Source organism: Brucella pituitosa (assembly GCF_003049685.1).
Taxonomy (GTDB): Bacteria; Pseudomonadota; Alphaproteobacteria; order Rhizobiales; family Rhizobiaceae; genus Brucella; species Brucella pituitosa.
Genome location: NZ_PYSY02000002.1, coordinates 1,222,959 through 1,247,875, shown reverse-complemented (window position 1 = coordinate 1,247,875; position 24,917 = coordinate 1,222,959). Strand labels below are relative to the sequence as shown.

Here is a 24,917-nt window from a genome sequence, read left to right as displayed (position 1 = left end):
AATGAAATCAGGCTTATGACTGATTTGAGGGTAAGAGAATGGCACGGAAGAACATTTTTCAGAGCGTAATGCAGACCGAAGAAGCGGAAGAAAAGCCCGTTTCTCCGGTCGAAAATGTTTCGCGCCGTTTTGGTGCTGCAAAGTCTTTGTCTGCATCTATTGATGAACTTGCCAAGCAGGCTTCTCAGAAGCTTGATGGTGAAGCCATCGTCGAACTCGATCCTTCTGTTCTCGACGCGTCGTTCATTGCCGATCGCCTGCCAGAGGCTGACGATCAGGAATATGCCGAGCTTCTGGAAGCTGTTCGCGACCGTGGACAGGATAGCCCTATTCTCGTGCGCCCTCACCCGGAGACCAGCGGTCGCTATATGATCGTGTTCGGTCATCGTCGGGCCAAGGTTGCGCGTGAACTTGGCATCAAGGTCAAGGCCGTCATCAAGCCTCTCGCGGATCTCGAACATATTCTGAGCCAGGGTCAGGAAAACTCTGCTCGTGCCAATCTCAGCTTCATTGAGCGTGTGCTGTTTGCAGCGCGCCTTGAGGAGCTGCAGTATAGCCGTGAAGCTATTCAGGCCGCTCTTTCTATCGATTACCAAACCCTTTCGAAAATGCTGACCATTCCGCGCGCAATCTCCGAAGATATGCTCGTTGCTATCGGACCAGCGAAAGGCATCGGACGTGACCGCTGGCTTGAACTGCGCAAGCTGATCGAGATGCCTGGCAAGGCTGATACGGCGCGTGAACTGATGGCAACCGATGCCTTCAAGACAGCACAGTCTGGCACACGTTTTGAACAGCTCTATGGTTATCTCAAAGGTTCAAACCAGAAGAAGCCGGTTACGAAGGCCGCTTCGCGTACTGGTTCGACCTGGAGTGCCGCTGACAAAAGCGTCAGTGCCACCATCAAACAGAACGGCAAGACAGCAACTCTGGCGCTCAGTGCAGCCAATGGTCCGCGTTTTGCTGAATGGATTTCGCGTAATCTGGATGCGCTTTATGCGTCATTCAGCGACGACGAGAAGTGAGTAAGCGTATCAGGTGAGGGGACTTATCCCCCGCCTAATCAGCGTAACGTATAAAAGTGGAAGAGTGCAGGTGATGGTCATCTGCATAATTTGACGAAGAGGAAACAGCAGCAAAGGAAAAAGGCCCCCAAACGTCGCCGCGTGGAAGCCCTTCTCATTGGTTTAGCAGCTAGAGAATCGCAAATTCACGAATCACTGTCAAGTGTTATCAGCGTCATTTCGGCGGGTGGATTTCTTTTGCCTTGTGGAAGGTGAAAGAAAATGGAGTCTCAATTCGGACTGACGCCTTTTGGCAGTCAGCGGATGACGCATGCCTTGTTGGCAGTGCATCAAAAAGCTCGCGAAATCCCTCAGGGAGCAGCTGCTGATAAGTGGCAGCTTCATCGTTGGCTGTGCGAAGGCAAGAATATCATTGGCATCAGTGATCGTTCTTTGGCGGTTCTGTCTGCTTTGCTGTCGTTTTATCCTGAGAACACGCTGGTCGAAACCGGCGCTCTGGTGGTGTTTCCATCCAACAAACAGCTGGCCTTGCGCGCACACGGCATGGCCGATGCAACATTGCGTCGTCATCTGGCAGCGCTGGTCGAGGCCGGTATCATCACTCGTCAGGATAGCCCGAATGGCAAACGCTATGCTCGTCGCAGCAAATCCGGTGAGTTAAAGGTTGCCTTTGGTTTCTCGCTTGCACCACTTTTGGCGCGAGCAGATGAGTTTGAGGCTGCTGCCGAACAGGTCAAATCCGAGAAGATCGCTCTGCGTGAAATCCGTGAACAGCTGACTTTGCTGCGTCGCGACATATCAAAGCTGCTCGATTATGCAATCGAAGCATCTCTTGTTGGTCCTTGGGATGAGCTCAAAGTCGAGTTCCGTGCGGTTGTCGACAGCATTCCACGTCGTGCAGAAATGATCGAGCTGACAACACTCGTCGCAAAACTGCATGAAATTCGTGGTTCTGTTGATAAAGCTTTGAATAATAATCAAAAAGTTCAAAATCTGAGCGACAATGAATCCCAAAATGAGCGGCAGCTTAATGAGTCAAAACCAGATTCCCATTTTGATAGGAACGTCGCAAATTCAGACACAGTTGCGATCACAACGATAACCGATTGCGCAATTGAGGCCAGCATTTCTCTCGATATGGTTCTCAGAGCCTGTCCAGACATCAGCGCTTACGCATCAGATCCGATAAGACAGTGGGAACATCTGATGACCACAGCAGAGAAGGTACGTAGCTTTATCGGCATCGATACCAAACTCTATGAAATGGCTCTGAAAATGCTTGGAAGGCAGAATGCGGCTATCACAATTGCCTATCTGCTCCAGCGCTATAACGATATTCGCTCTGTGAGTGGTTATCTTCGCATTCTCACGGAAAAGGCTGCTGAAGACGCATTTTCGGTAAAAGCTCTCATGGTCAGCGCTCTGCATATTCAACAAAGGCAACTGCAATGAGCTGATGCTGGCTTATATCTCCCGTTGTTATGGGAAACAGGATTTAAGAGAGGTTTAGGTGTGGTCGCTGTGTTGAAACTTAACAATGAGTTAACTTTCGCAAACTGGTGATGGCCAAGTGCATAAAGGCCTATACGACCACTGACCATGAGACTGGCGTCAACCACATAAAGTCTGGACATAGGCAATGTGATTGTATTGATAATCTGTTTTGAAATTTCAGATCTGATGACGGCTAAGGAGAAGAAAGCATGTATTTCCAATTGGGTAGCTTGATGGCCGCAGGGTTGATACTTTTGACTGCGCCAGTGGCTGCCGAAACTCTCACGGTCCGCGATATCACGGATAAGCAGGAGATATCAGAACGTGCCGGTGATTTTGAAAAGGATCTGAAACAGCTGGGCATTGCAGCAAAGCTGAGCTGCGATCTCCTGATCGGAACTCGGGGCGAATCTAACGACGAAAGCTTCGGCGCGGTTTGCGATATGAAGATTTCAGGCAAAGAGCCCACCTCCATCATGCTGTGCAACGACACGATGATAGGCAAGCTCACCATCAAAGCTTTCGGTTTCAGCATGGTCAAAAGCGAGCTCGCGGCCTTCACCGAGATGAACTGCCGACCGGGTGGCTAGACCCCACGCTGACACGATGAAATCCAGAAGCGTAGGAACCTCAATTCCATACGCTCTGGAAGTTTAGAGAGCATTTTGTGGCTAAGACTATTCTGCCAGATCCGCATAGACGAGATAACGAAGCGGACCTTGTGTAACAGCATCAAAGGGATAGCAGGTCGCAAGAACCAGATGAGAGCCGGATGCATGGACATCGATCTGCGCTTCATCCCAACGCGCAACGCTCATCTGAGTGGCACGATAGGTGTATGTCTTGCCGTCGTTGCGGGTAATGCGAATAAGGTCGTCTTTCTCGATATCTTTGAGAAACGCAAAATGTGTGTCGCGGTGGGCGGCATAAATCGCAGTTCCCTGTTCACCAGCTTGCGGTGTGTTCTGCAGATGGCCGGGACCAAAAGCGAGAGCCTGTCCGCTTGCACCATTAAGAGCAATTGCTGATGCAGCCAGACGTGGTGCTTCGATACGGGCTACCGGCCATGTGTCCGCCCAGCTCCACGGTTTGATTTTCTCGCCTGTCGCAATGCTCTGTGTGAAAGCGCGCTCCAGAAGAATTTGTGCCGTATATGCTTTGGTATGGATCCAGACGCCCTGACCGAGAAGAATGAAACCGCAGGCCATGACGGCGATCGAAAGAAGGGCGAGGGGGGAGCGCAACCATGTGCGCTCCTTTGCCTTTGAGTTATATGCAGCAATGACACTCATCATGCATTCTCCTTGCGGCGCGAAAACCAGAAGATGAGAAACCCGATGAACAGAACGCCCAATCCCTGAAGCATATTGAGCGTTGCCGGAGTTGCGGTTTGCGGCAGCGGCATTGCGGGTGCTGAAACAGCGGGCGATGCCGGACGATCATTGTTTCGAACCAGGATCTGTTCCTGACCTGCATCGGCATGATCAAGCACATTACGGTCTGCACGAATACCGAACAGCGCATCAAAATCCCATTCGGCAGGAAGCTGCAAAGGAATGTCCGCGCGGGTGAGGGGCGTGTTTGCCGGGCGGGCCGGTGTCTGATCGACGGCAACAAGGCTTGTAAGACGTGTTACCAGATGGTGCTCCAGTGCGAGGGTGAGAATACGTGTATCGGCTGCCAGTCCTGTAATCTTGCCGAGTTTCATGTCCACCTCAGCATCATCGATCTTGCGGCGCGCCCAGATCTTGGAAATGCCTTCTGCCGGGCTTGCCGCATCGAGCGGTAAGGTCACTGTCCATGGGTGCCGTCCAACTGTACCTTCAATTGTAATGGTGCCAGTTGCCTGTTTTGTGCGGGCAGCGATCACCAACGGTTCACCCTGATAAAGATCGGGAAGAAGTCCTGGCGTCAGATTGACACCCTCTTGCGAGAAGCTGGCTTTTACGTTTGTGACGACCGGGTTTTCGAGCTTAGCGAACAGTTCACGCATGCGCTGGTCGACCTCTTCAACAGAGCCGATATGTGTAAAGGTGCCACGGCCAAGTTCAGATGCCTTGTTCATCAGATAGGTATTGGGAGCCGAACCGATACCAACCATGAAGAGGCGGGAGCGATCCCGGCGTGATGCGATGACATCAAGCATTTGCTGTTCGTTGCTGATCTCGCCATCGGTCAGAAACACGATCTGACGCAAACCGTCTTTCTGGTGGCTGTCATCAAGAGCCGCGTGCAATGCGGGCAGCATTTCTGTTCCGCCGACTGCGTCAAGCGTGGCCACATATTCGCGGGCATCGGTAATATTGAGTGGCGTAGCAGGGACGGAGTCATCAAATACCTTGGTCAAAGTGTCATCGAAACGAATGACGTTGAAACGGTCGGTGGGTTTTAAACGAGAGAGGGCATAATCAAGACTGGCTTTGGCCTGCTTGATCGAAGTTCCGCCCATCGAACCTGAATTGTCGATGACAAACACGATTTCTCGTGACTGATTTGCAGAGCTTTTGACAGCCGGCGGCGTGACATAGGCCAGCACATAGTCGTCATTTCCCACGCGTTCGCGAAACAGGCCGACATTGGGCATAGCGGTTTCAGCAGTCTGCCATTCGAGAACGAAATCGCGATCAGCTGTGGCCTTGCCATCCAGAACAATCTTCGATGTCTTCTCGTCCTGCTGGTCGATTTTGACAGGGTGATAAAGGCTCTTGATATCGGTTGCCGGGAAACCGGGCTTGAGATTGACAGTGATCGTCACTGGATTGGTGCGGTCTTCGCCCGGCATCACGAGAGGCGTTTCAATGGCGCCATTGTCGGGACCATGGGTTGGTTCCGTTTTCTGCTGTCCCCAGCCGCCCTGAATATCTGCGGTTTCAATAATCGGGTCGCTGTTTTCAGGATTATAGCGCGGTGCAACAACAAGTGGCACACGCAGAGAAAAACGATTATCGCTCAGGCGAACCGCCTGCTGATATTCAATCTGAATGACGACTTTTTCATTCGGACCGAGATTTGCAACTGCATTGGTGAAAATGTTGGGGCGCTGCTGTTCGATGAGAGCTGCCTTCTTGCCTTCGCTTTTTGCCTTCTCATAGATTTCACGCGCTGCCTGCTTTTCCTTGATATCGGCGACGATAACCTTGTCACCGACAATCATCTTCAGGGAATAAACCGCACTGTCTTCAGGCAGAGGGAAGACATAAAGCCCTTCGACCCAGCCATTGGTTGGGTTTTCAAAAACCTGACTGAGACGGGCGCGGGCGGTGGGGCCACTGACATCGATGTTGAAATCAGTGGCAAGCCGTGGCGCTTCGACATATTGGCCAGCTTCACTGCTCTGAAGCAGGAGGCTGCCGCTCTGCACCGCATTCGGTGTTACATAGGCTGGCTTTTCCGCACGGGCCGCAGCCACGTTGAGAAGTGAAAGAACAACGGCCAGGATTGGCAATATCAGCATATTTACAAACCAGATGAGTTTGCAGAATTGCGAGAGGCTGATTGCCCTTGCGTTGTTATGAGAGTGTCTGAAGGCAGGCGACATTGTGCGCTCCTTTATCTATCGGATAACTGGACACAATTTGCGCCGGAGTGCTGTTTCCTCGCCAGCGTAAGCTTTGCCAAGTTTTGTCCGGACTTTGCCGCAAGCCACCTTGCCGGTTCTGGCTTTGTGTGGAATTGTGAAGGAAAGTACGGATTGAGGAAGTTTTCATGTCTCAGCAAGATGCGGTTTTGCCCGATCAGTTGAATCTCCGCGTTGCTGAACGTGTGCGCGAGGAGATCGCGCGCCGCAGAATTTCGCGCCAGCATCTGGCCGATGAGGCACGTATCAGCCTCTCGACGCTCGAAAAGGCGCTGTCTGGACACCGTCCCTTTACGCTTGCCACCATCATCCGGCTTGAGCAGGCCATGGGATTTGAGCTGCGTGATCAGGTGGAAACAGAGAAGCCAAAGCCAGCGGCTCCCCACGGACATGCTGCGGAAGAACTTGGCGCTTATTCGCGCGCCGCCGTTTCATGGCTTGAGGGAACGTTTCTCACTTTGCGTCCGTCATTCGGCAATCGAAACGACATCTTCGCTTATTGCACTCATATCAGCTGGGATGCGGAGAACACACATCTCAAATTCGAGGAGCGCGAACGCACCGATACGTCGTTTTCGCAGTATGGGCGAGTTTCTGTCCCGCATCTTTCAGGTCATGTTTATCTTGTGACCAATACATCCGGGCAATACCGGATGGCGGTTCTCTCGCGCCCAAGCATTGCGGGCGAAATGTATGGAATTCTCACGACCTTGCGTGCAGGGCAGGGCGCACAACTGACGCCTGTATCCGTACCTTTGGCACTTATCCCGATGAAGATGTTCGAAACACCGGTTTTTGGTCGGATAACCACGGCTGACCCGTTTTATGGCCAGTATTCCAGCTTTATCGACAAGACGCTTGGCGATGGCTATGCAAGTTTTGTGACGTCCGAAAAGTGAATTATTTTGTCTTACTTACTCTATTCTATTTACCACTAAATATGTCTGATTAACTGCTTTTCTGATATCAATTTCTCTTAAAATATTGAAATAGCAACAAATTATAGAGAGCATATTTCCTTAATTATATTCAAATAACCGCCTTGCCTAATATAAAAAATACCTCATTATCACTTTGCTGCCGCTGGCTGCAAAATGGAGAGGGCTAATGAAGCATCGTGTAATTTGTCCTGCCTTTGTAACTTTTCTTTCAAGTACAGCCATTGTTACAATCAGTAGTTTTATACTGAAGGCCGATCCGGCTTTAGCGGCGTGTTCGTTCTCTCCCACGCTGGGTGACGATACCTATATTTGCGATAGCGGTACATCAATTGGCGGTTTGACCGATACGAATGGCAATAACACCTTACTGTTGCCTTCCGGCGGAAGCGGTACAGTCAATGGCAATGTAACATTTGGCGCAGGCACTGACCGGATTGAGGTTCATTCCGGTACGATCACGGGCAATGTCGTTCAGGGCGACGGTGCGGATGCTTTCGTGATTTCCGGCGGAACTGTCACCGGCAATATCCAGCAGGGCCTCGGTATTGATGATTTTCGCATGACGGGCGGCGAGATTGGCTCGCTCAATCAGGGCGATGCGCTTGATACGTTCTTCATGTCTGGCGGCCGCATTGTCGATGCTTTTGATGACGGTGATTACGCCGTAATGACGGGTGGCCGCATCGGCCGCGTCAACATGAAACTCGACAACAACTATTTCAACATGTCCGGCGGCACCATTGATCGTAATCTGGTGGCAGGTTTTGGCAATGACACGATCATTATTTCCGATGGCATGATCGGAGGCAATATCAGCGTCAGCGGCGGGACGGATAGTGTCACGATTACTGGCGGTACGGTGGCCGGCGACGTTCTTATGAGCTTCGGCAATGACCAGTTCACCTGGAACGGCGGCGGCATTGTCTATGGCAATATCGATATGGGCGCTGACAGTGATACGGCTGTGCTTGCCAATCTGACCGATGCCAATATTGGCGCAACCAAGCGCCTGACTGGTGGCGAGGGTGTCGATGCGCTGACTTTCAACAATGTTAAAACAGGCAAGGTTGGTCGGTTTGACAGTTGGGAGACGATCAATCTCACCAACGACACCCGTCTGACGCTCGACACCACCCTCACCCTGGGCGATGCGGGTACAGGCACCGGGACGCTGAATATCGATGCTGCCAGCACGATCTATGGTGGATCAGCACAAAGTGGCATCAATGCGTTTTCGGCCAGTCAGCTTGCTTCAGTCTTCAACGCTGGTCGTATCGATCTGACCAATGGTGGCTCAGGCACAAGCGATACATTCACCATCAAGGGCAATTACACCGGTCAGAATGGTCACCTGTTCGTTGATACCGTGCTTGGTGCCGATGCATCGCCATCAGACAAACTGGTCATTGATACCGGTAATGCATCCGGTTCGACCGGTATTGTCGTCAACAATGTTGGCGGCACAGGCGCATCGACGGTTTCCGATGGCATCATGGTTGTGCAGGCACTGAACGGTGCGACAACCACAAGCGGGGCCTTCGCGCTCAAGGGACGCGCTGCCGCCGGTGCTTACGAATATTTCCTGTTTAAAGGTGGCGTTTCCGCCAACACCAATGAAAACTGGTATTTGCGTTCGACCTTGGTCAGCGGTAGCCAACCTGCGCCTGTTATTCCGGAAGCACTGACACCGGAAGCCCCTGAAACTTCCGCGCCTCCACCAGCACTGGAACAGCCGCCAGCACCATTGCCGATCGATCCGAATGACCCCGATCCTGAGGATACGTCTGCACCAGTGACGGAAAACTCACCTCAACCAGAAGCGCCTCCGGCACCGCCTCCTGCTGAGGCGGCAAATCCACCGGCGACCTCCAATGGACAGGCGGTAACGCCGCAGATCGGCTTTGAGGGTGCGGTCCCGCCATCGCCGGGTGCTACACGTGTCGAAGGCGATGTCGTTCCACTTTATCGCGTCGAGGTTCCCGTTTACTCCGCCTTGCCTCCTGTGGCGCATCATCTGGCACTCACAACACTCGGAACATTCCACGAGCGCCGTGGCGAACAGGATCTTCTCAGAAGCGGCGGTTATCTGCCGTCCACTTGGGCGCGTCTGTTCGGACAGGATATCGATACAAAGTGGAAGGGTACAGTTGCACCGGGCCTTGATGGCAAGCTCTTTGGTATTCAGGCTGGCCAGGATCTTTGGGGCCGCGAAACGGATAGTGGCCATTCCGACCGCTTCGGCCTGTTTTTTGGCTATGCCCGTGTGACCGGCGATATCACAGGTCAGGCGCTCGGCTGGAATGATCTTGCCGTGGGTGATCTCGAAATAACCGGCACCAGCTTTGGCGGTTACTGGACGCATATCGGCCCGCAAGGCGGGTATCTCGATGCCGTGCTGATGGGTACATGGTATGGCGGCGATGCGAGTTCGAATGAAGGGCAGAGCATCGATGTCGACGGTCATGGCGTAACGGCTTCGCTGGAAGGCGGATACCCGATTGCGCTGAGCGAAAGCTGGACGCTGGAGCCGCAGGCGCAGCTCATCTGGCAAAGCCTCTCGCTTGATGATCAGGCAGACCGTTATTCATCTGTATCCTTTGATTCAGACAACGCCTGGACCGGACGTATCGGGATGCGCTTACAGGGCGCTGAGGACACATCCATCGGCAAGCTGCGTCCCTATCTGAAAGCCAATCTCTGGCAGAATTTCTCATCCGATCAGACTGTGCGTTTTGCCACTGATCCGATTGTGACGGACCTGAAAGGCACTTCGCTGGAAGTTGGTGGCGGCCTCACCCTCGACATCACCGAGAAGGCAAGTCTTTACGCGACTGCCGATTACACCACCAATCTCGGTGGCGAGCGCAACCGCATATGGGAAGGCAATATCGGTTTGAACGTGAAGTGGTGAAAACACTATCTTGCTGCGATCACGCCCGCGTGATAGTGGCGTCTCCTGCCAGATTTTAGGAGCACACCATGGAACGACTGATCGAACGCAGCCTTTTCGCCAGTCGCTGGCTGATGGCGCCCATGTATATTGGCCTCGCTTTGGCGTTGGTCATTCTGGTGTGGGTTTTTATGGTTGAGCTATGGCATTTGGCGTTGATCATCCCATCGATGACCGTCAATGATGCTGTTCTTGGCGTGCTGGCGCTGATCGACCTCAGCCTTGCTGCCAATCTCCTGATGATAGTGATTTTTGCAGGTTATGAAAACTTCGTCAGCCGCATGGATCTCGCCGATCACAAGGACCGTCCTGATTGGCAGGGCGAAGTCGATTTCTCAGCGCTCAAGCTGAAGCTGGTCGCCTCCATCGTGGCGATTTCAGGTATCCATCTTCTCAAAGTCTTCATGGACGTTGCCAAATACTCCGCCGACCACATCAAGTGGATGGTCATCATCCATTTGGTTTTCGTAATTTCGGGTGTGCTTCTGGCGGCCATGGACTGGATTTCCAATCACGGCAAGACGCTGAAAAAGTCCAAAACGACGAAAGCCTGATATCAGATGCCCATTGGGTCGGCTTCGCGCAGGCGATAGCCGACACCTGTTTCTGTCAGAATGTAATGCGGTTGATCGGGAGATTTCTCGATCTTCTGGCGCAACTGGCGGACATAGATGCGCAGATATTGCACATCGGCTGCCGGTCCCCAAACATGGCTCAGAATATACTGATGTGTCAGCACCTTGCCCGAATGCTGCACGAGCAGGCGCAGGATTTCATATTCTTTTGGCGAGAGCTTTATCTCTGTCTCATCCAGCTTGACGATGCGCCTCACCAGATCGACTGACAGACCATCGCTCTGAAACACTGGCTTTTCGCCCTGCTGGTGCAACTTGTGACGCAGAGCAACGCGCGTTCTTGCAGCCAGCTCCTTCATGCCGAAGGGCTTGGTGACATAATCATCTGCCCCAGTTTCCAGTGCCCGCACAATGCCCGCTTCATCGGTGCGGCTGGAGAGAATGAGGATCGGTAGCGTTAGCCCCTGTTCGCGCCATAGACGAAGGAGCTCGTGGCCGTCCGTGTCGGGCAGACCAAGGTCAAGCAGAACGAGATCGGGCTTTTCGCTCTCGAGCAGCATTTCTGCTTCTCGCGCAGTGGCCGCTTCAATGATCGTATAACCTTCGGTCGTAAGCCCAACCCGCAGCAATTTGCGAATGGGTGGCTCGTCATCGACCACCAGAATTTTCGGCTTGGGGTCGTTCATGCGTTCTTGTCCGTTTCTTGAACCGGCAGCGGTATGGTTAATGTGAAACATGCACCGGAACCGTCAGCTCTGTTTCCGGCACGAATGGTTCCGCCCATTGCTTCAGTAAAGCCACGTGCGATGGAAAGACCAAGTCCGGTTCCTGCCTGCACATGATCACCCTTGCGCACGCGATAGAACGTATCGAAAATCCGTTCAAGATCGACATTGGGAATGCCGGGGCCATGATCGCTGATTTCGAGCGTCACACGGCCACGTTCGACATGCGCTTCAAGGGCGATTTCTGAACCTTGCGGCGCATATTTCGCGGCATTGTCCAAAAGATTGAACAGCACCTGCTCGAATAAAACCGCATCAAGCCGCACCATAGGAAGGTCGGTTGGCACTGCCACCTGAACTTTATGACGCGCCAAAATCTTGGTGGCACGATGAAGCGCTGTACCCACAATATCGCCGAGATAATACAGCGACAGATTGGGCTCCATAGCGCCCGATTCAATCCGCGTCATGTCGAGCAGATTGGCAATGAAACGATTGAGCCGCTCGGATTGCTCGACAATGGTCGAGAGCAATTCGGTGCGATCATTATCCGGCAGTGAACCAGAATAGTCGCGCAATGTGGTGGCAGCACCCATAATGCCCGCAAGCGGCGTTTTAAGATCGTGCGATATGGAGGTGAGAAGCGCCGAGCGGAGCTTGTCTGCCTCTGCTGCAAGCTTGGCGCGCTCAACATCGCCCACAAGCTGCACACGCTCGATGGCAATGGCCGCCTGATCACTGAGCGCTTCAAAAAGCCTTTGCTGTTCCGGCGTAAGAATTGGCCCCTGCCTATCATTGTCGAGGCCGATCACGCCCACGGAGGTTCGCGCGGTTTTAAGCGGAAGATAAAGCCGCTTGGCGCCGGGTAAGGTATCTGCACCACGTCCCGCCGGCAGTTCATGCTCCCAGGCCCAATGTGCGGCAGCTATATCGGCATCGACAAGGCTGTCATCCGGCGGATAGCCCGCACGAACGGCGATGCTTTCGCCTTCCGGCAGCAGGATGACGACCCGTACCTTAAGCATGGAAGCGATCTGAAAGGCGGTGGCCCACAATACATCGTCCAGCGAGCCGGTTCCTGCGAGCTTCTTGCTGAACAGATAAAGATCCTCGGTCATATGTGCGCGCTGGCGTGCGGCAGTCGCCTGTCGTTGGACGCGGCTTGCCAGATTACTCGCAACGAAGCTGACAAGCAGGAAGAACGCAAGCGCCACCACGCTTTCGGGATCGGCGATGGATAAAGTGTAGAGCGGCGAGAGAAAGAAGAAATTATAGGCAAACGCGCTTAAAACCGAGACGAACAGCGCTGGCCAGAGGCCGAGCGTGACCGCAACGCCGAGAACGCCCACAACGAAAACCAGAGCGATGCTTCGCACATCGAGAAACTGGTCGAGCAGAAGCCCGACACCAAGCGCACAGGCTGTGACAAGAGATGCTGCAAGATAGGGCTTGAGATTATATCCGGTTGGATGGCTGACGGTTTTAATGCTGCGGGCAGAACTGGCATTGTCGCGATCAGCGGCGGCCGTGATATGAACGTCGATCGCTCCGGAACGGCGGATCAGCGCATGTCCGACTGAGCCTTCGATTGCCTCACGCCAGCGTGGCTTGGCCGATTTTCCGGCAACGATATGCGTAAAATTATGCGTTGTGGCATAACGCACGAGGTCTTCGGCAATGCTCTGGCCGGGAATGATGATGGTCTCGCCGCCAAGCTGCTCGGCAAGTCGCATGGTTGCGGCAAGCCGATCTTTGGCTTCATCGGAAAGACTGGCGGAACGCGGCGTCTCGATGTGGATGGCAGCCCAGGGTGCACGCATCCGGTCGGCAAGCCGCCGGGCATAGCGGACCAGTGAAGCGCTGTTTGCGCGCTGGTCGACAGCAACAAGCACCCTGTCACCGGCGGCCCATGGTCCCTGGATGGCATTGGCGCGCATATGGGTCAGCAACTGCTCGTCAACCCGCTGCGCAGTACGGCGGAGTGCAAGCTCTCGCAAAGCAGTCAGATTGCCGGGAGAGAAATAGTTGCGAATGGCGCGCTTTGCGGTTTTGGGCAGATAGATCTTGCCTTGATCGAGCCTCTTTATGAGATCGTCCGGCGTGAGATCGATCAGTTCGATATCGTCGGCCCGGTCAATGATGCTGTCTGGCACGGTTTCGCGCACACGAATGCGGGTGATCTGCGCCACCACATCATTGAGGCTTTCGACATGCTGGATATTGAGCGTGGTATAAACGTCGATCCCGCGTGCCAGAATTTCCTCGACATCCTGATAACGCTTGGGATGACGGCTGCCCGGTGCATTGGTGTGGGCGAGCTCATCCACCAGAACCAGTTGCGGCTGTCTTTTGAGGATGGCGTCGATGTCCATCTCATCGAGCTGGTGGCCATGATAGGACACCGGCTTGCGGTCGATGATTTCAAGTCCATCGACAAGCGCTTCCGTTTCCTGTCGCCCATGCGTCTCGACAATGCCGATCACCACATCAATGCCGTCCGCCTTGCGGGCCCGGCCCGACATCAGCATTTCATAGGTCTTGCCGACGCCGGGTGCTGCTCCCAGAAATATCTTGAGACGGCCGCGCGTTTCGCGCTCTGCCTGTTCAAGCAGCGCATCGGGGGAGGGCCTCATATCGCCAAGGCGAAGATCGTCCGATACCAAGCGTTGTTCCTCAAAATGAGAAGGCAGCGGGCAAGCCCGCAGGTAGAGCGGTTCCGGTTTTAGCAGAATCGTTGGAACCGCTCTATTTCTTTGTTTTCTCGTATTATCCAACGCAAAACCGCGATGCACTTTTGCTGGAAATGCTTTGATCTACTCTAATTGCTGCCTGTTCTGTCCAGAACAAGATTAAGTTTCAGCACATTGACGACCGGCTCGCCCAGAAAACCAAGCTCGCGCGGTTCGATCTGCTGTTCGACGATACCGCGAAGGCTTGCCTCATCAAGCCCGCGCGCTTTGGCAACACGCGGCACCTGAAAAAGCGCTGCTTCCGGCGAGATATCCGGATCGAGGCCGCTTGCCGATGTTGTGACGAGATCAATCGGCACTTCGGTATTGGGAGAACCTTGCCTGAGTGCATCGGCATCGGCTTTGATGCGTTCGATCAGTGCCGGATTGGTTGGCCCAAGGTTGGAGCCACCGGAACTTGCAGCATCATAGCCTTCCTTGCCGGCCGCAGAAGGTCGGCCATGGAAATAGCGGTCGCCTGCAAATTTCTGGCCGATCAGTTCGGAGCCGATCACCTTGCCGTCTTTCTCGATCAGGCTGCCATTGGCCTGTTGCGGAAAGATGGCTTGTGCAAGGCCGGTCATGCCGAGCGGATAGACCAACCCGGTGATGACGGTAAGGGCAACGATCATGACGAGTGCCGGACGAAGTTGTTTCAGCATTTTCTAGTTCCTTAAACCAGACCGAGAGCGACGATGGCCACATCAATGGCCTTGATGCCGATGAACGGAACAATGACGCCGCCGAGGCCATAGATCAGCAGATTGCGCGACAGCAGCGCGCCTGCGCCGACAGGCTTATAAGCAACGCCCTTCAGCGAAAGCGGGATCAGCGCCACGATGATGAGTGCATTGAAGATGATCGCTGAGAGGATCGCGCTTTGCGGTGTTGCAAGACCCATGATGTTGAGTGCGCCAAGCTGCGGATAGAAGGCGAGGAACATCGCCGGGATGATCGCAAAATACTTGGCAATATCATTGGCAATCGAGAAGGTCGTCAGCGCTCCGCGTGTCATCAGCAATTGCTTGCCGATCTCAACAATCTCGATGAGCTTGGTTGGATCGCTGTCGAGATCGACCATGTTACCGGCCTCACGTGCGGCAACCGTACCCGTATTCATAGCAACGCCGACATCGGCCTGCGCCAAGGCTGGCGCGTCATTGGTGCCGTCGCCGCACATGGCCACGAGCTTGCCCTTGGCCTGCTCCTCGCGGATGAGTTCAAGCTTGTTTTCAGGCGTTGCCTGCGCCAGAAAATCATCGACGCCGGCTTCTGCCGCAATGGCAGCTGCGGTCATCGGATTATCGCCAGTAATCATCACCGTGCGGATACCCATGCGGCGCAATTCAGTGAAACGCTCGCGGATACCACCCTTGACGATATCCTTGAGGTGAATGACGCCTAGCAGACGTCCATCCTTGCTGACTGCCAATGGCGTGCCGCCGGATTTGGCTATCGTGTCGGCAATGGCTTGCAGTTCATGAACGGTCTTCTCATCCGATGTTGCATGTTTGAGCACCGCATCAACCGCGCCCTTGCGGATTGACGACCCGTCAACATCGACACCGCTCATCCGGCTTTGTGCCGTGAAAGGCACGAAGATCGCATTCAGGCTCTGCATATCGCGGCCGCGCATGTCGTATTTTTCCTTGGCAAGAACGACGATGGAGCGGCCTTCGGGCGTTTCGTCGGCAAGCGAGGCCAATTGTGCGGCGTCGGCAAGGGCCAGTTCATTCACGCCGCTGACCGGCATGAAAGCTGTGGCCTGACGATTGCCGAGCGTGATTGTGCCGGTCTTGTCGAGTAGTAGCGTGTCGACGTCACCTGCGGCTTCCACCGCACGACCAGACATCGCAAGCACATTGAAACGCACCAGACGGTCCATACCGGCAATGCCGATTGCCGACAGAAGCGCGCCGATTGTGGTCGGGATCAGGGTCACGAAAAGGGCAACCAGCACGATGACGGGGATATAGCCGCCAGCGTAAGAAGCGAAGCTCGGGATTGTCACGACTGCCAGAACGAAGATCAGCGTCATGCCTGCAAGAAGGATATTGAGCGCGATTTCGTTTGGCGTCTTCTGGCGTTCAGCGCCTTCAACAAGGCTGATCATCTTGTCGATGAAGGTCGAACCCTGTGCTGCCGTGATACGAACTTTGATCCAGTCAGACAAAACCTGCGTGCCGCCTGTAACTGCAGAGCGGTCGCCACCCGATTCACGAATGACCGGAGCGGATTCGCCGGTGATAGCTGCTTCATTGACAGAAGCGACACCTTCGATGACTTCGCCATCGGATGGAATGATGTCGCCTGCTTCAACAATCACCAGATCGCCGACCTTGAGGCTTGTGCCAGGTACGGTTGTAAAATCTGTGTGGCCTGCGCCGCGGAGCAGCTTGGCCTGTGTTTCCGTGCGTGTGCGGCGCAGGGATTCTGCCTGTGCCTTGCCTCGACCTTCAGCTACGGCTTCGGCAAAATTGGCAAACAGCACCGTGAACCAGAGCCACAGCACGATCTGGAACGAAAAGCCGATATCGGCACCGCTGGTCGCAACATCCTTCAGCAGAAGAACGGTGGTGAGCAGCGAGACGACCGCGACGACGAACATGACCGGATTGCGTGCAAGGCTTTTTGGGTTGAGCTTGCGAAAGGCATCGCCGATGGCGGGAATGAGGATGCGGGCATCAAGCATGCCGGTTTTAACTACTTTTGTGGATTGGGACTTGCTCATAGGGAACTCCGGAAAAGCGGACCCAGAAATTCTGCAGCAAAGACGATTATCAGCACTGCTGCGAGGATGAGGAGAATGAGATTTGAGGGGCTGACCATCAGAAGGTCTGCCCGTTGATCATGGCAAGATGTTCAGCCACAGGTCCGAGCGCCAGTGCCGGGAAGAAGATGAGGCCACCCACGACAAGAATGACACCGATCAGCAGGCCGACGAAAAGCGGTCCGTGGGTCGGGAATGTCCCGGCGGATTCGGGTGCTGCCTTCTTGGCAACCAGTGAACCTGCAATTGCCAGTGCTGGAATGATGACCAGAAAGCGGCCCATCAGCATCGCAAGACCGATGGTGATATTGTACCAGGGCGTATTGCCCGAGAGGCCACCAAAGGCCGAACCGTTATTGGCCGTGCCTGACGTATAGGCATAGAGGATTTCCGAGAAGCCGTGCGGTCCGGGATTGGCAATCGATGCAAGGCCGGTCGGAATGACTGTGGCGATAGCGGTAAAGCCAAGGATCGACAGCGGCAGGCAGAGGACGGCGAGCATGGCCATCTTCACCTCTTTTGCCTCGATCTTCTTGCCCAGATATTCCGGTGTGCGTCCGACCATCAGACCGGCCACGAAGATTGCGACGACGACAAACAGGATGATGCCATAGAAGCCTGCGCCCACGCCGCCGATGATGATTTCGCCCAGCATCATGTTGATCATGGGGATCATGCCGCCAAGCGCCATCATGCTGTCATGCATGGCGATAACCGCACCGCAGGATGCAGCCGTGGTGACCACAGCAAACAGCGCCGACATGGCGATGCCGAAGCGGGTCTCCTTGCCTTCCATGTTGCTGCCATCAATGCCAAGCGCATGGATCAGCGGATTGCCCGCAGCCTCTGCCCAATAGCAAATGGCAACACCTGCCACGAAGAGGACGCCCATAGCGGCGAAGATCGCCCAGCCCTGTCTCTCGTTGCCGACCATGCGGCCAAACACATTTGTAAGGCCTGCACCGATGGCAAAGATCGCGACCATCTGGATCATATTCGAGATGGCATCTGGATTTTCAAACGGATGCGCGGAGTTGGCATTGAAGAAGCCGCCACCATTGGTGCCGAGCATCTTGATGGCAAGCTGCGAGGCGACCGGGCCAAGTGCTATGACCTGACGCGCGCCTTCAAGCGTGGTGGCTTCGACATAAGAGCCGATCGTCTGCGGCACACCGAGAGCCACAAAAGCAAGCGTCATGACCACACAAATCGGCAGCAGGATATAGAGTACGCAGCGCGTGAGATCGATCCAGAAATTGCCCAGCGTCTTCATGGATTTGCGCGAGAAAGCGCGAATGAGCGCAATCGCAATGGCCACACCCGTTGCAGCCGAAACGAAGTTCTGAACCGTAAGACCTGCCATCTGGGTGAGGTAGGACATGGTGCTTTCGCCGCCATAGTTCTGCCAGTTGGTGTTGGTCACAAAACTTGTTGCTGTGTTGAAGGCAAGGTCTGCCGGCACATTGCTCATGCCCATCGGGTTGAAAGGCAGAGAACCTTGCGAGCGCTGCAGAAAGTAAAGAAGCAGGAAGCCTGCAAGATTGAACAGCAGCATGGCGGTCGCATAACTCGTCCAGTGCTGTTCCTCACGCTCGCTTGTGCCTGCCAGACGATAAAGTCCCCGTTCGACGGGAACGAGGACAGGCGACAGAAACGTGCGCTCGCCAGTGAAAACGCGCATCATATAGCTGCCAAGCGGCTTTATGAGCGCGATGATGATCCCACAAAAGATGAGGATCTGTATCCATCCATTGATTGTCATGGTTTTTCCCAAGCCTTGAGAAGGCTCAAATCGGCTGCTTATTCAGAACCGTTCCGGACGAATGAGCGCGTAAAGAAGGTAGGCTGCAACGAAAGCCGCAACCAAGGCGCCTGCGATATATTCAATCAGCATGGCGGGTTCCTCAAAGCCTCTCGCAAAGGCGCAAATAGCCAAACAGCATTGCGAAAAAAGCGATGCCGATACCAATAACGGCGATATCCATTGTCATTTTGATTGCCCTGTCGCGATTGCCTCATGGCCGAATGCCTATGGGGCTCTCTGTTTCCACAGCAGGGATTATGCTGCCGCAGCCCATAGGGTTTCGAGAGAGGGGAAAAGGCCGAAAAATAAAAAAGTCATATATGTTTTGACGTCAGGCAGGTGACAACAAAAAAACGCGCCGCTGGTTGCGACGCGTTTTGGCTTTGTATTTTGCGATGTATCTTATGGGTTCAGATCATCAAAGGCCCGGATAATCGCATTTCTCGGCCTTTTGCTGGCAATCAGGCTTGCCAGAAGGATCCGCGCCTGACCGGGACGCAAAGTCTGCGAATGCACAGCACCGGCTGCGACCAGGTCATGGCCGCCACCGCCGCCGCCATAACCCGGCACCAGCACGCCGGTCGGAACACGGCTTGAAACCACCACCGGGATATTTTGTTTCGTGCATTGCTTCACGGCTTCAACGATCGTCGCATTGGCATTGCCGGAGCCGAGAGCTGCCAACACGATGCCATGGCTTTGAGCCTGAATGCTCGCCCGAAGATGCAGGTCGTCGCAACCCGGATGAATGGCAACAATATCGACCCGTGTTGCGCTGACAGATGCGGGCAGGCGGATAGCATCCGGTCTTTCCAGATCGCGCACTTCCCGAAATGCATCGGCGTGGTCACTGCTGAACTTGAATGCGCCCCATGCAGGCACGATCCTGCCGCCAAAGGCGATAAGTACGCCTTTTTCCGCATTGGTCGGGTCTGCCGCCAGATGGATTGCAGTCGTCAGATTGGATGGACCATCCGCATCGGGGTGATCAGCGGTGAACTGCGCGCCGGTGAAAATCACCGGCTTGGAAAGATGGTGTTGCAGGTGAACGAGCAGGGCCGTTTCTTCCATGGCATCCGTGCCATGCAGCACAACAACACCATTGATTTCCGGGTCTGCGATCTGCGCTGCAACCGCATTGGAGATAGTCTGCATATCGATCAGTGTCAGGCTGGATGAATCCTTCGCCATCAGATCGATGGGGCGCAATCGTGCATCGACATGGCCCAGAGTCGCAAGCAGATCGTCACCATTCAGTGTCGGCGTGCTTGCGCCATCTTCCCCGCGCTTGCTTGCAATAGTTCCACCGGTGGCGATGACCGCCACCAATGGTTTGAATTGCGAATTATTCACTCTTTCCCCTCACTCAGCTGCTTTTCTTTGTATCAGCCGCGCGTTGTTCCGCCAGACGATAGATTCGGTCACGCAGACAATACCAGCCAATAACCAGTGCGGGTATAATGATAATCAGCGAACCGATGGTGTAGGAGCCGACGGGGTAGTCCGCAGCCATCAGAACCAGAACACCAAAGAGGAACAGAAGCGTCAGAATGCCGGTGTAGGGTGCACCGAACATGCGGAAATCCGGGCGGGCAATTTCACCCTTGCGTGACAGATGCCAGAGCTTGAGCTGGCACAGGATGATTACGCCCCAGGCGGTGATGATGCCGAGCGAAGCCAGATTGAGCGCAATTTCAAAGGCTGCGGCAGGCACAACGGCATTGAGGGCGACACCCAATGCGGTGACGACCGCAGTGACCGCAATCCCGCCATAAGGAACGCCGCTCTTATTCATCCTGGCAAGTGCTGCCGGTGCAGAACCGGAGACAGCCATTGAGTGCAGAATGCGTCCGGTCGAATAAAGACCGGCATTCAGCGATGACAGAACCGCAGTCAGCACGACGAGGTTCATGATGATATCAGCACCCTGAACGCCAATTTTGCTGAAGAAGGTCACAAACGGGCTTTCGCCAGCCGAATAGAGCGTATGCGGTAGCAGAAGGGTGAGCAGCAGAACCGAGCCGACATAAAAGACCAGCAGGCGGAAGACGACGGTGCGGATTGCGCCGGGCATGATCTTGCGCGGGTCTTCGGTTTCACCCGCAGTCGTGCCGATCAGTTCGATCGAGGCATAGGCGAAGACGACGCCCTGTATGATTACGAGCGCGGGCAATATGCCGTTCGGGAAGAAGCCGCCGCTTTCACGAATGAGATGGAAGCCGGGCTGATGACCGTCAATCGGTGTGCCGGACACGACGAAATAAATGCCGACAGCGAGGAAGATTACCAGCGAAAGCACTTTGACGAGACTGAACCAGAATTCCAGCTCACCAAAAACCTTGACCGAGAGCAGGTTCATCGACAGCACGAGAATGAGGGCTGTCATCGCAAACATCCACTGGTCGATCCCTTCGAGCCATGGAACATAATGCTTGAAGAAATTCATGTAGAGCGCGACAGCGGTCACATCCGCAATCGATGTCATGGCCCAGTTGAGCCAGTACATCCAGCCCGCTGCAAAGGCCATCTTCTCGCCGTAGAATTCGCGGGCATAGGAGACAAACGAGCCGGAGCTTGGGCGATGCATGATCAGCTCGCCAAGGGCGCGCAGCACCAGAAATGCGAAAAAGCCACACACGGCATAAACGAACACAAGTGACGGACCAGCCTGTGCCAGACGTCCGCCTGCACCAAGAAACAGACCCGTACCGATTGCTCCCCCGATGGCAATCATCTGAATCTGACGCGGCTTCAGCGCCTTGTGATAGCCGCGATCTTCTTCGGTGAAGACTTCGCGTTCGGCCGGGGTGGCCTTGATAAATTCCGTTGTCATCGCTCCTCCCTGAGAGCTCAGTTTTGAATAAAGGCAATAGCTTTATGCAGTGCTCGCAACGAAGAACGGCATTTTTGAAACAGTCAGATACATGGAGCTCGTGCACGGCCCGGCAATGCATCTTTTGTTTTAATTGAAAGCATTGTTGAGAAAAGAAACCTCACCGCCCCCGGGGGAGCAGGTTTCTGAGCATGCTTCAATTCGTTCCCGTCGCATTTTCTGTAAAGCTGCATGACAGATTTAATTGCGGCTTTAACGCATATCAGAAAACACGAGTCAAGTTCACAAGTGTGTTGACGCTTGTCTCAAGGAGGAGTAACCGGATTAAATCTGTCTGACAGCATGACAGATATTGTAGCACATCCCGAAAAGTGTGAAACGGTTTTCGGACCAAGATGCGCTCTAAAGCATGTCGCGGAAAAGTGGGAACCGGTTTTCCAATAACGACATGCGTAAAAACAATGAGTTAGAGCGAGCGTTGTGGATACTAATAAGCGCGACACGCTCTAACGTTTCGGGTTCAGGAGGACAAAGTGGTCGGAACGCGCGTTGAACATGATCTGCTTGGTGCAAAGGAGGTGCCCGCAGATGCTTACTGGGGCGTCCATACGGCGCGAGCAGTGGATAATTTTCAGATCACAGGCGTTAGCATCGGACGCTATCCCTATCTCGTTCGCGGTCTGACTTTTGTGAAAGAAGCAGCAGCGCTCGCCAATCACGAGCTGGGCCTCTTGAGCCGCCAGCATCTCGACGCAATTGTCAGTGCCTGCCGCGAAATCCGCGATGGCGCGCTGCATGATCAGTTTGTCGTTGATGTCATTCAGGGCGGTGCGGGCACATCCACCAATATGAATGCCAATGAGGTTATTGCCAATCGTGCGCTGGAATTGCTTGGGCATGAAAAGGGAGATTACGCGCATCTGCATCCCAACGACCATGTCAATCTCAGCCAGTCGACCAATGATGCATATCCGACCGCAATTAATGTCGGTCTGATTGAAGCCATTGATGAACTGGCTGATTGCATGGAAGTTCTTCAGGCATCGTTTGAGCGTAAAGCACGCGAATTCGACAAGATGCTGAAGGTCGGGCGCACGCAGCTTCAGGATGCGGTGCCGATGACACTTGGTCAGGAGTTCCGCACCTTTGCAGTGATGCTCGGCGAAGATCGCTTGCGGCTGCTTGAATCGTCAAAGCTGCTGCATGAGATCAATCTTGGTGCCACGGCAATCGGCACCGGGCTTAATGCGCCGAAAGGCTATGCAACGCTTGCCTGTGAGCATCTTTCGCGTCTGACAGGTCGCCCGCTGGTCACGGCCAGCGATCTGATTGAAGCAACGCAGGATCCGGGTGCTTTCGTGCATCTTTCAGGCGTTCTGAAGCGCGTTGCGGTCAAGCTTTCCAAGACCTGCAACGATCTGCGGCTTTTGTCGTCCGGTCCGCGTGCGGGCATTGGCGAAATCAACCTGCCAGCCGTTCAGGCAGGCTCCAGCATCATGCCGGGCAAGATCAATCCGGTGATCCCGGAAGTGGTCAATCAGGTGGCATTTGCTGTCATCGGCAGCGACATCACGATCACAATGGCAGCCGAAGGTGGTCAATTGCAGTTGAATGCATTTGAGCCGATCATTGTGCGTTCACTGTCGGAAAGCATCAGTCACTTGAGAGCCGCCTGCCGCATTCTTGCAGAACGCTGTGTGGATGGCATAACCGCCAATCCGGAAATCATGGCGCGGCGCGTGGAGGAATCCATCGGTCTTGCAACCGCGCTTAATCCGCTGATCGGCTATTATGCTGCGACCAAGGTTGCGCAGGAAGCGCTTGCCACAGGTCAGACTGTGCCGGAGGTCGTGCTTGCGCAGGGACATATGACTGCCGACGAATTGCAGCAGGCATTGAAGCCGGAACATCTGGCCAATCTGGCGATTGACGCCTGATAAAAGCTGTGAAGGTTTGCCGGGAATTTACTCCGGCGAGCCTTTTTCCTCGGCCATAATCGTGGTGACGGCCAGTTTCACCTGCCCGAGATGGTTCTGCATTGCGAGACGCGCCTGTTCCTCAGAACCGGCCTTGATCGCCTCGGCGATCTGGCGATGCTCGATATTGGAAGCCTCACGACGACCGGCCATCAGATTGACGAGTTCCGACTGGCGCGAAAGGGCCACGCGGGCATCTGCGACGATTTTTGCAAACATCGCATTGCCTGAAGCCAAAGCAATCATGCTGTGAAACTCGGTATCGAGCAGCACCCATTTATGCGGATCGGTCTGCTTGTCCATGCGGTCGCAAAGATCGATCAGCTTTGCCATCTGTTCTTCGGTGTGGCGGATTGCTGCCCAGCCGGCAGCCGGGACTTCGATGAAAGGGCGGGCCTCGATAAGATCGCGTGCTGAATAGCCGCCATAACTCAGTTCGGGTCCGGGGGTAGCTTTGAGCACATAAGTGCCGCTGCCGGTGCGTGTCTGAGTGAGACCGAGTGTCTGTAGTGAGCGCAATGCTTCCCGCACAATGGGGCGGCTGACGCTGTATTTTGTGGCAAGTTGGGCTTCGGAGGGAAGGCGTGTTCCAACGGTCAACCGCCCAGTGGTAATCGCAGAGCGGATATCCTCAAATACGATTTCAGCCGCACTTTTCCGATTTACCGGACTGCTATTGGCCAACCACTCAATCACGACGCTGAACTCTCCCGCTTCTAGGCAACTTGTCTAACAGCTAGGCAATTTATGACAGCAGGGCAACAGTTGTTTCAGGCAGGACGAATGTTTGACAAAGAAGTTAGGGCTGCAGAGCGTGATAGCGTCCGTGATGATAGACGAGCGGCTCACCTTCGCCAGTGACGATCTTGAGTGCACGGCCAATAATAATGGCGTGCGTGTGACGCTCGATGATCTCTTCGACCTCGCAATCGATGGAGGCCAGCGCGCCTTTCAGTGCCAGTGCACCGCTTTCGAGTTCATACCACTCGGCTTCAGCATAGCGCGCCGCACCCTTCTCGCCATTCCGGCCTGCAAAACGGTCGGCTATGGCCTGCTGCTCGCCTGAAAGAATGTTGAGGCAGAAGCGGCGTTCGGCATTGATTGTCGGCCAAACGGAGGCCGTCAGATTGATATTGACGATGATTGTCGGCGGTTCGACCGAAAGAGCGGTCGCAGATGTCACGGTTGCGCCGGTTCTGGCGTCGCCGGTTCCTGTGGTGAGGACGCTGATGCCGGCAGCAAGCTGTCGCATCGCAGCTTTCAATTCATCCGCCGTGGCCGTGTTGGGGATTAAATCGAGCGCTGCAGAGTTCAGTCTGTTGGGATGTGCCATCAATCATGCCAACCGGAAACCTTGGGAGCGCTTCCGGCCTTTTGTTTGGGGGAATTCAGTTTTGCGACCACATCCTTTGGGGAGGAGGGCGATGCGATTGCTTTCCTTATGTATGCTTTATTTCAGGCCGAGCAATATTGCGGTGATCACGTAATGTCGAGCCCGTATGTTCTGACTGTTGATTG

19 protein-coding genes are annotated in these 24,917 nt (G+C 54.4%); 7 read left to right on the top strand and 12 right to left on the bottom strand.

The window, feature by feature from the left end:
* Positions 1-38: 38 nt before the first annotated feature.
* The 3 genes from repB to C9380_RS18135 all read left to right on the top strand — a co-directional run bounded on the left by repB (position 39) and on the right by C9380_RS18135 (position 3,109).
* Positions 39-1,025: a plasmid partitioning protein RepB gene (gene repB, locus C9380_RS18145; protein WP_100557590.1), complete on the top strand. Its 987-nt coding sequence runs from the start codon at positions 39-41 to the stop codon at positions 1,023-1,025.
* Positions 1,026-1,286: 261 nt separating this feature from the next.
* Entirely contained in the window at positions 1,287-2,477 is a 1,191-nt protein-coding gene (gene repC, locus C9380_RS18140) for a plasmid replication protein RepC (RefSeq protein ID WP_128094211.1), read from the top strand.
* A gap of 251 nt (positions 2,478-2,728) precedes the next feature.
* Positions 2,729-3,109 (top strand): hypothetical protein, encoded by a 381-nt coding sequence (locus C9380_RS18135; RefSeq protein ID WP_105534841.1) that lies wholly within the window; start codon positions 2,729-2,731, stop codon positions 3,107-3,109.
* A gap of 87 nt (positions 3,110-3,196) precedes the next feature.
* Here C9380_RS18135 and C9380_RS18130 read toward each other — a convergent pair whose 3' ends face one another.
* Entirely contained in the window at positions 3,197-3,811 is a 615-nt protein-coding gene (locus tag C9380_RS18130; RefSeq protein ID WP_128094468.1) for a class GN sortase, read from the bottom strand.
* Positions 3,811-6,057: a marine proteobacterial sortase target protein gene (locus tag C9380_RS18125; RefSeq protein ID WP_128094210.1), complete on the bottom strand. Its 2,247-nt coding sequence runs from the start codon at positions 6,055-6,057 to the stop codon at positions 3,811-3,813. Before C9380_RS18125 ends, C9380_RS18130 begins: the two co-directional genes overlap by 1 nt.
* 167 nt (positions 6,058-6,224) lie before the next feature.
* On the opposite strand from C9380_RS18125, the gene C9380_RS18120 reads away from it, so the two are divergent.
* The 3 genes from C9380_RS18120 (at position 6,225) to C9380_RS18110 (ending at position 10,541) form a co-directional block, all read left to right on the top strand.
* Complete coding sequence (locus C9380_RS18120; protein ID WP_024896985.1) at positions 6,225-6,995, top strand: helix-turn-helix domain-containing protein; 771 nt, start codon at positions 6,225-6,227, stop codon at positions 6,993-6,995.
* A 208-nt stretch (positions 6,996-7,203) separates the two neighbouring features.
* Complete coding sequence (locus C9380_RS18115; protein ID WP_128094209.1) at positions 7,204-9,948, top strand: autotransporter family protein; 2,745 nt, start codon at positions 7,204-7,206, stop codon at positions 9,946-9,948.
* Positions 9,949-10,016: 68 nt separating this feature from the next.
* Positions 10,017-10,541, top strand: a complete 525-nt coding sequence (locus C9380_RS18110; protein WP_105706552.1) for a TIGR00645 family protein — start codon at positions 10,017-10,019, stop codon at positions 10,539-10,541.
* Positions 10,542-10,543: 2 nt separating this feature from the next.
* On the opposite strand, the gene C9380_RS18105 is transcribed toward C9380_RS18110, so the two are convergent.
* The 8 genes from C9380_RS18105 to C9380_RS18070 all read right to left on the bottom strand — a co-directional run bounded on the left by C9380_RS18105 (position 10,544) and on the right by C9380_RS18070 (position 21,423).
* Positions 10,544-11,248: a response regulator transcription factor gene (locus tag C9380_RS18105; protein ID WP_111785803.1), complete on the bottom strand. Its 705-nt coding sequence runs from the start codon at positions 11,246-11,248 to the stop codon at positions 10,544-10,546.
* Positions 11,245-13,920, bottom strand: coding sequence for a DUF4118 domain-containing protein (locus C9380_RS18100; protein WP_247877593.1), 2,676 nt, complete (start codon positions 13,918-13,920; stop codon positions 11,245-11,247). Before C9380_RS18100 ends, C9380_RS18105 begins: the two co-directional genes overlap by 4 nt.
* Before the next feature lie 185 nt (positions 13,921-14,105).
* On the bottom strand, positions 14,106-14,678 hold the full coding sequence (gene kdpC / locus C9380_RS18095) for a potassium-transporting ATPase subunit KdpC (protein ID WP_128094207.1): 573 nt from the start codon (positions 14,676-14,678) through the stop codon (positions 14,106-14,108).
* Positions 14,679-14,689: 11 nt separating this feature from the next.
* Positions 14,690-16,747: a potassium-transporting ATPase subunit KdpB gene (gene kdpB, locus C9380_RS18090; RefSeq protein ID WP_128094206.1), complete on the bottom strand. Its 2,058-nt coding sequence runs from the start codon at positions 16,745-16,747 to the stop codon at positions 14,690-14,692.
* A gap of 97 nt (positions 16,748-16,844) precedes the next feature.
* Entirely contained in the window at positions 16,845-18,548 is a 1,704-nt protein-coding gene (gene kdpA / locus C9380_RS18085; RefSeq protein ID WP_128094205.1) for a potassium-transporting ATPase subunit KdpA, read from the bottom strand.
* A 42-nt stretch (positions 18,549-18,590) separates the two neighbouring features.
* The gene (gene kdpF / locus C9380_RS18080) at positions 18,591-18,680 is read right to left on the bottom strand and encodes a K(+)-transporting ATPase subunit F (protein WP_036567035.1); all 90 of its coding nucleotides are present in this window, start codon (positions 18,678-18,680) and stop codon (positions 18,591-18,593) included.
* A 312-nt stretch (positions 18,681-18,992) separates the two neighbouring features.
* The gene (locus tag C9380_RS18075; RefSeq protein ID WP_128094204.1) at positions 18,993-19,943 is read right to left on the bottom strand and encodes an asparaginase; all 951 of its coding nucleotides are present in this window, start codon (positions 19,941-19,943) and stop codon (positions 18,993-18,995) included.
* A gap of 13 nt (positions 19,944-19,956) precedes the next feature.
* Positions 19,957-21,423 (bottom strand): amino acid permease, encoded by a 1,467-nt coding sequence (locus C9380_RS18070; RefSeq protein ID WP_128094203.1) that lies wholly within the window; start codon positions 21,421-21,423, stop codon positions 19,957-19,959.
* Positions 21,424-21,956: 533 nt separating this feature from the next.
* Between C9380_RS18070 and C9380_RS18065 the strand changes: the two genes are divergently transcribed.
* Entirely contained in the window at positions 21,957-23,360 is a 1,404-nt protein-coding gene (locus tag C9380_RS18065; protein WP_128094202.1) for an aspartate ammonia-lyase, read from the top strand.
* Between the two features lie 27 nt (positions 23,361-23,387).
* Here the strand turns inward: C9380_RS18065 and C9380_RS18060 are convergent, their stop codons facing one another.
* Together C9380_RS18060 and C9380_RS18055 are read right to left on the bottom strand one after the other, a co-directional pair.
* Positions 23,388-24,095: a FadR/GntR family transcriptional regulator gene (locus tag C9380_RS18060; RefSeq protein WP_024896974.1), complete on the bottom strand. Its 708-nt coding sequence runs from the start codon at positions 24,093-24,095 to the stop codon at positions 23,388-23,390.
* 103 nt (positions 24,096-24,198) lie between these two features.
* Positions 24,199-24,732: a flavin reductase family protein gene (locus C9380_RS18055; protein ID WP_024896973.1), complete on the bottom strand. Its 534-nt coding sequence runs from the start codon at positions 24,730-24,732 to the stop codon at positions 24,199-24,201.
* Positions 24,733-24,917 lie beyond the last annotated feature (185 nt).

Excerpts from the sequence above, each read along its gene's own strand:
- repB (WP_100557590.1), top strand. The coding sequence starts at position 39 with ATGGCACGGAAGAACATTTTTCAGAGCGTAATGCAGACCGAAGAAGCG.
- repC (WP_128094211.1), top strand. The coding sequence starts at position 1,287 with ATGGAGTCTCAATTCGGACTGACGCCTTTTGGCAGTCAGCGGATGACG.
- C9380_RS18135 (WP_105534841.1), top strand. The coding sequence starts at position 2,729 with ATGTATTTCCAATTGGGTAGCTTGATGGCCGCAGGGTTGATACTTTTG.
- C9380_RS18130 (WP_128094468.1), bottom strand. The coding sequence starts at position 3,811 with ATGAGTGTCATTGCTGCATATAACTCAAAGGCAAAGGAGCGCACATGG.
- C9380_RS18125 (WP_128094210.1), bottom strand. The coding sequence starts at position 6,057 with ATGTCGCCTGCCTTCAGACACTCTCATAACAACGCAAGGGCAATCAGC.
- C9380_RS18120 (WP_024896985.1), top strand. The coding sequence starts at position 6,225 with ATGTCTCAGCAAGATGCGGTTTTGCCCGATCAGTTGAATCTCCGCGTT.
- C9380_RS18115 (WP_128094209.1), top strand. The coding sequence starts at position 7,204 with ATGAAGCATCGTGTAATTTGTCCTGCCTTTGTAACTTTTCTTTCAAGT.
- C9380_RS18110 (WP_105706552.1), top strand. The coding sequence starts at position 10,017 with ATGGAACGACTGATCGAACGCAGCCTTTTCGCCAGTCGCTGGCTGATG.
- C9380_RS18105 (WP_111785803.1), bottom strand. The coding sequence starts at position 11,248 with ATGAACGACCCCAAGCCGAAAATTCTGGTGGTCGATGACGAGCCACCC.
- C9380_RS18100 (WP_247877593.1), bottom strand. The coding sequence starts at position 13,920 with ATGAGGCCCTCCCCCGATGCGCTGCTTGAACAGGCAGAGCGCGAAACG.
- kdpC (WP_128094207.1), bottom strand. The coding sequence starts at position 14,678 with ATGCTGAAACAACTTCGTCCGGCACTCGTCATGATCGTTGCCCTTACC.
- kdpB (WP_128094206.1), bottom strand. The coding sequence starts at position 16,747 with ATGAGCAAGTCCCAATCCACAAAAGTAGTTAAAACCGGCATGCTTGAT.
- kdpA (WP_128094205.1), bottom strand. The coding sequence starts at position 18,548 with ATGACAATCAATGGATGGATACAGATCCTCATCTTTTGTGGGATCATC.
- kdpF (WP_036567035.1), bottom strand. The coding sequence starts at position 18,680 with ATGCTGATTGAATATATCGCAGGCGCCTTGGTTGCGGCTTTCGTTGCA.
- C9380_RS18070 (WP_128094203.1), bottom strand. The coding sequence starts at position 21,423 with ATGACAACGGAATTTATCAAGGCCACCCCGGCCGAACGCGAAGTCTTC.
- C9380_RS18055 (WP_024896973.1), bottom strand. The coding sequence starts at position 24,732 with ATGGCACATCCCAACAGACTGAACTCTGCAGCGCTCGATTTAATCCCC.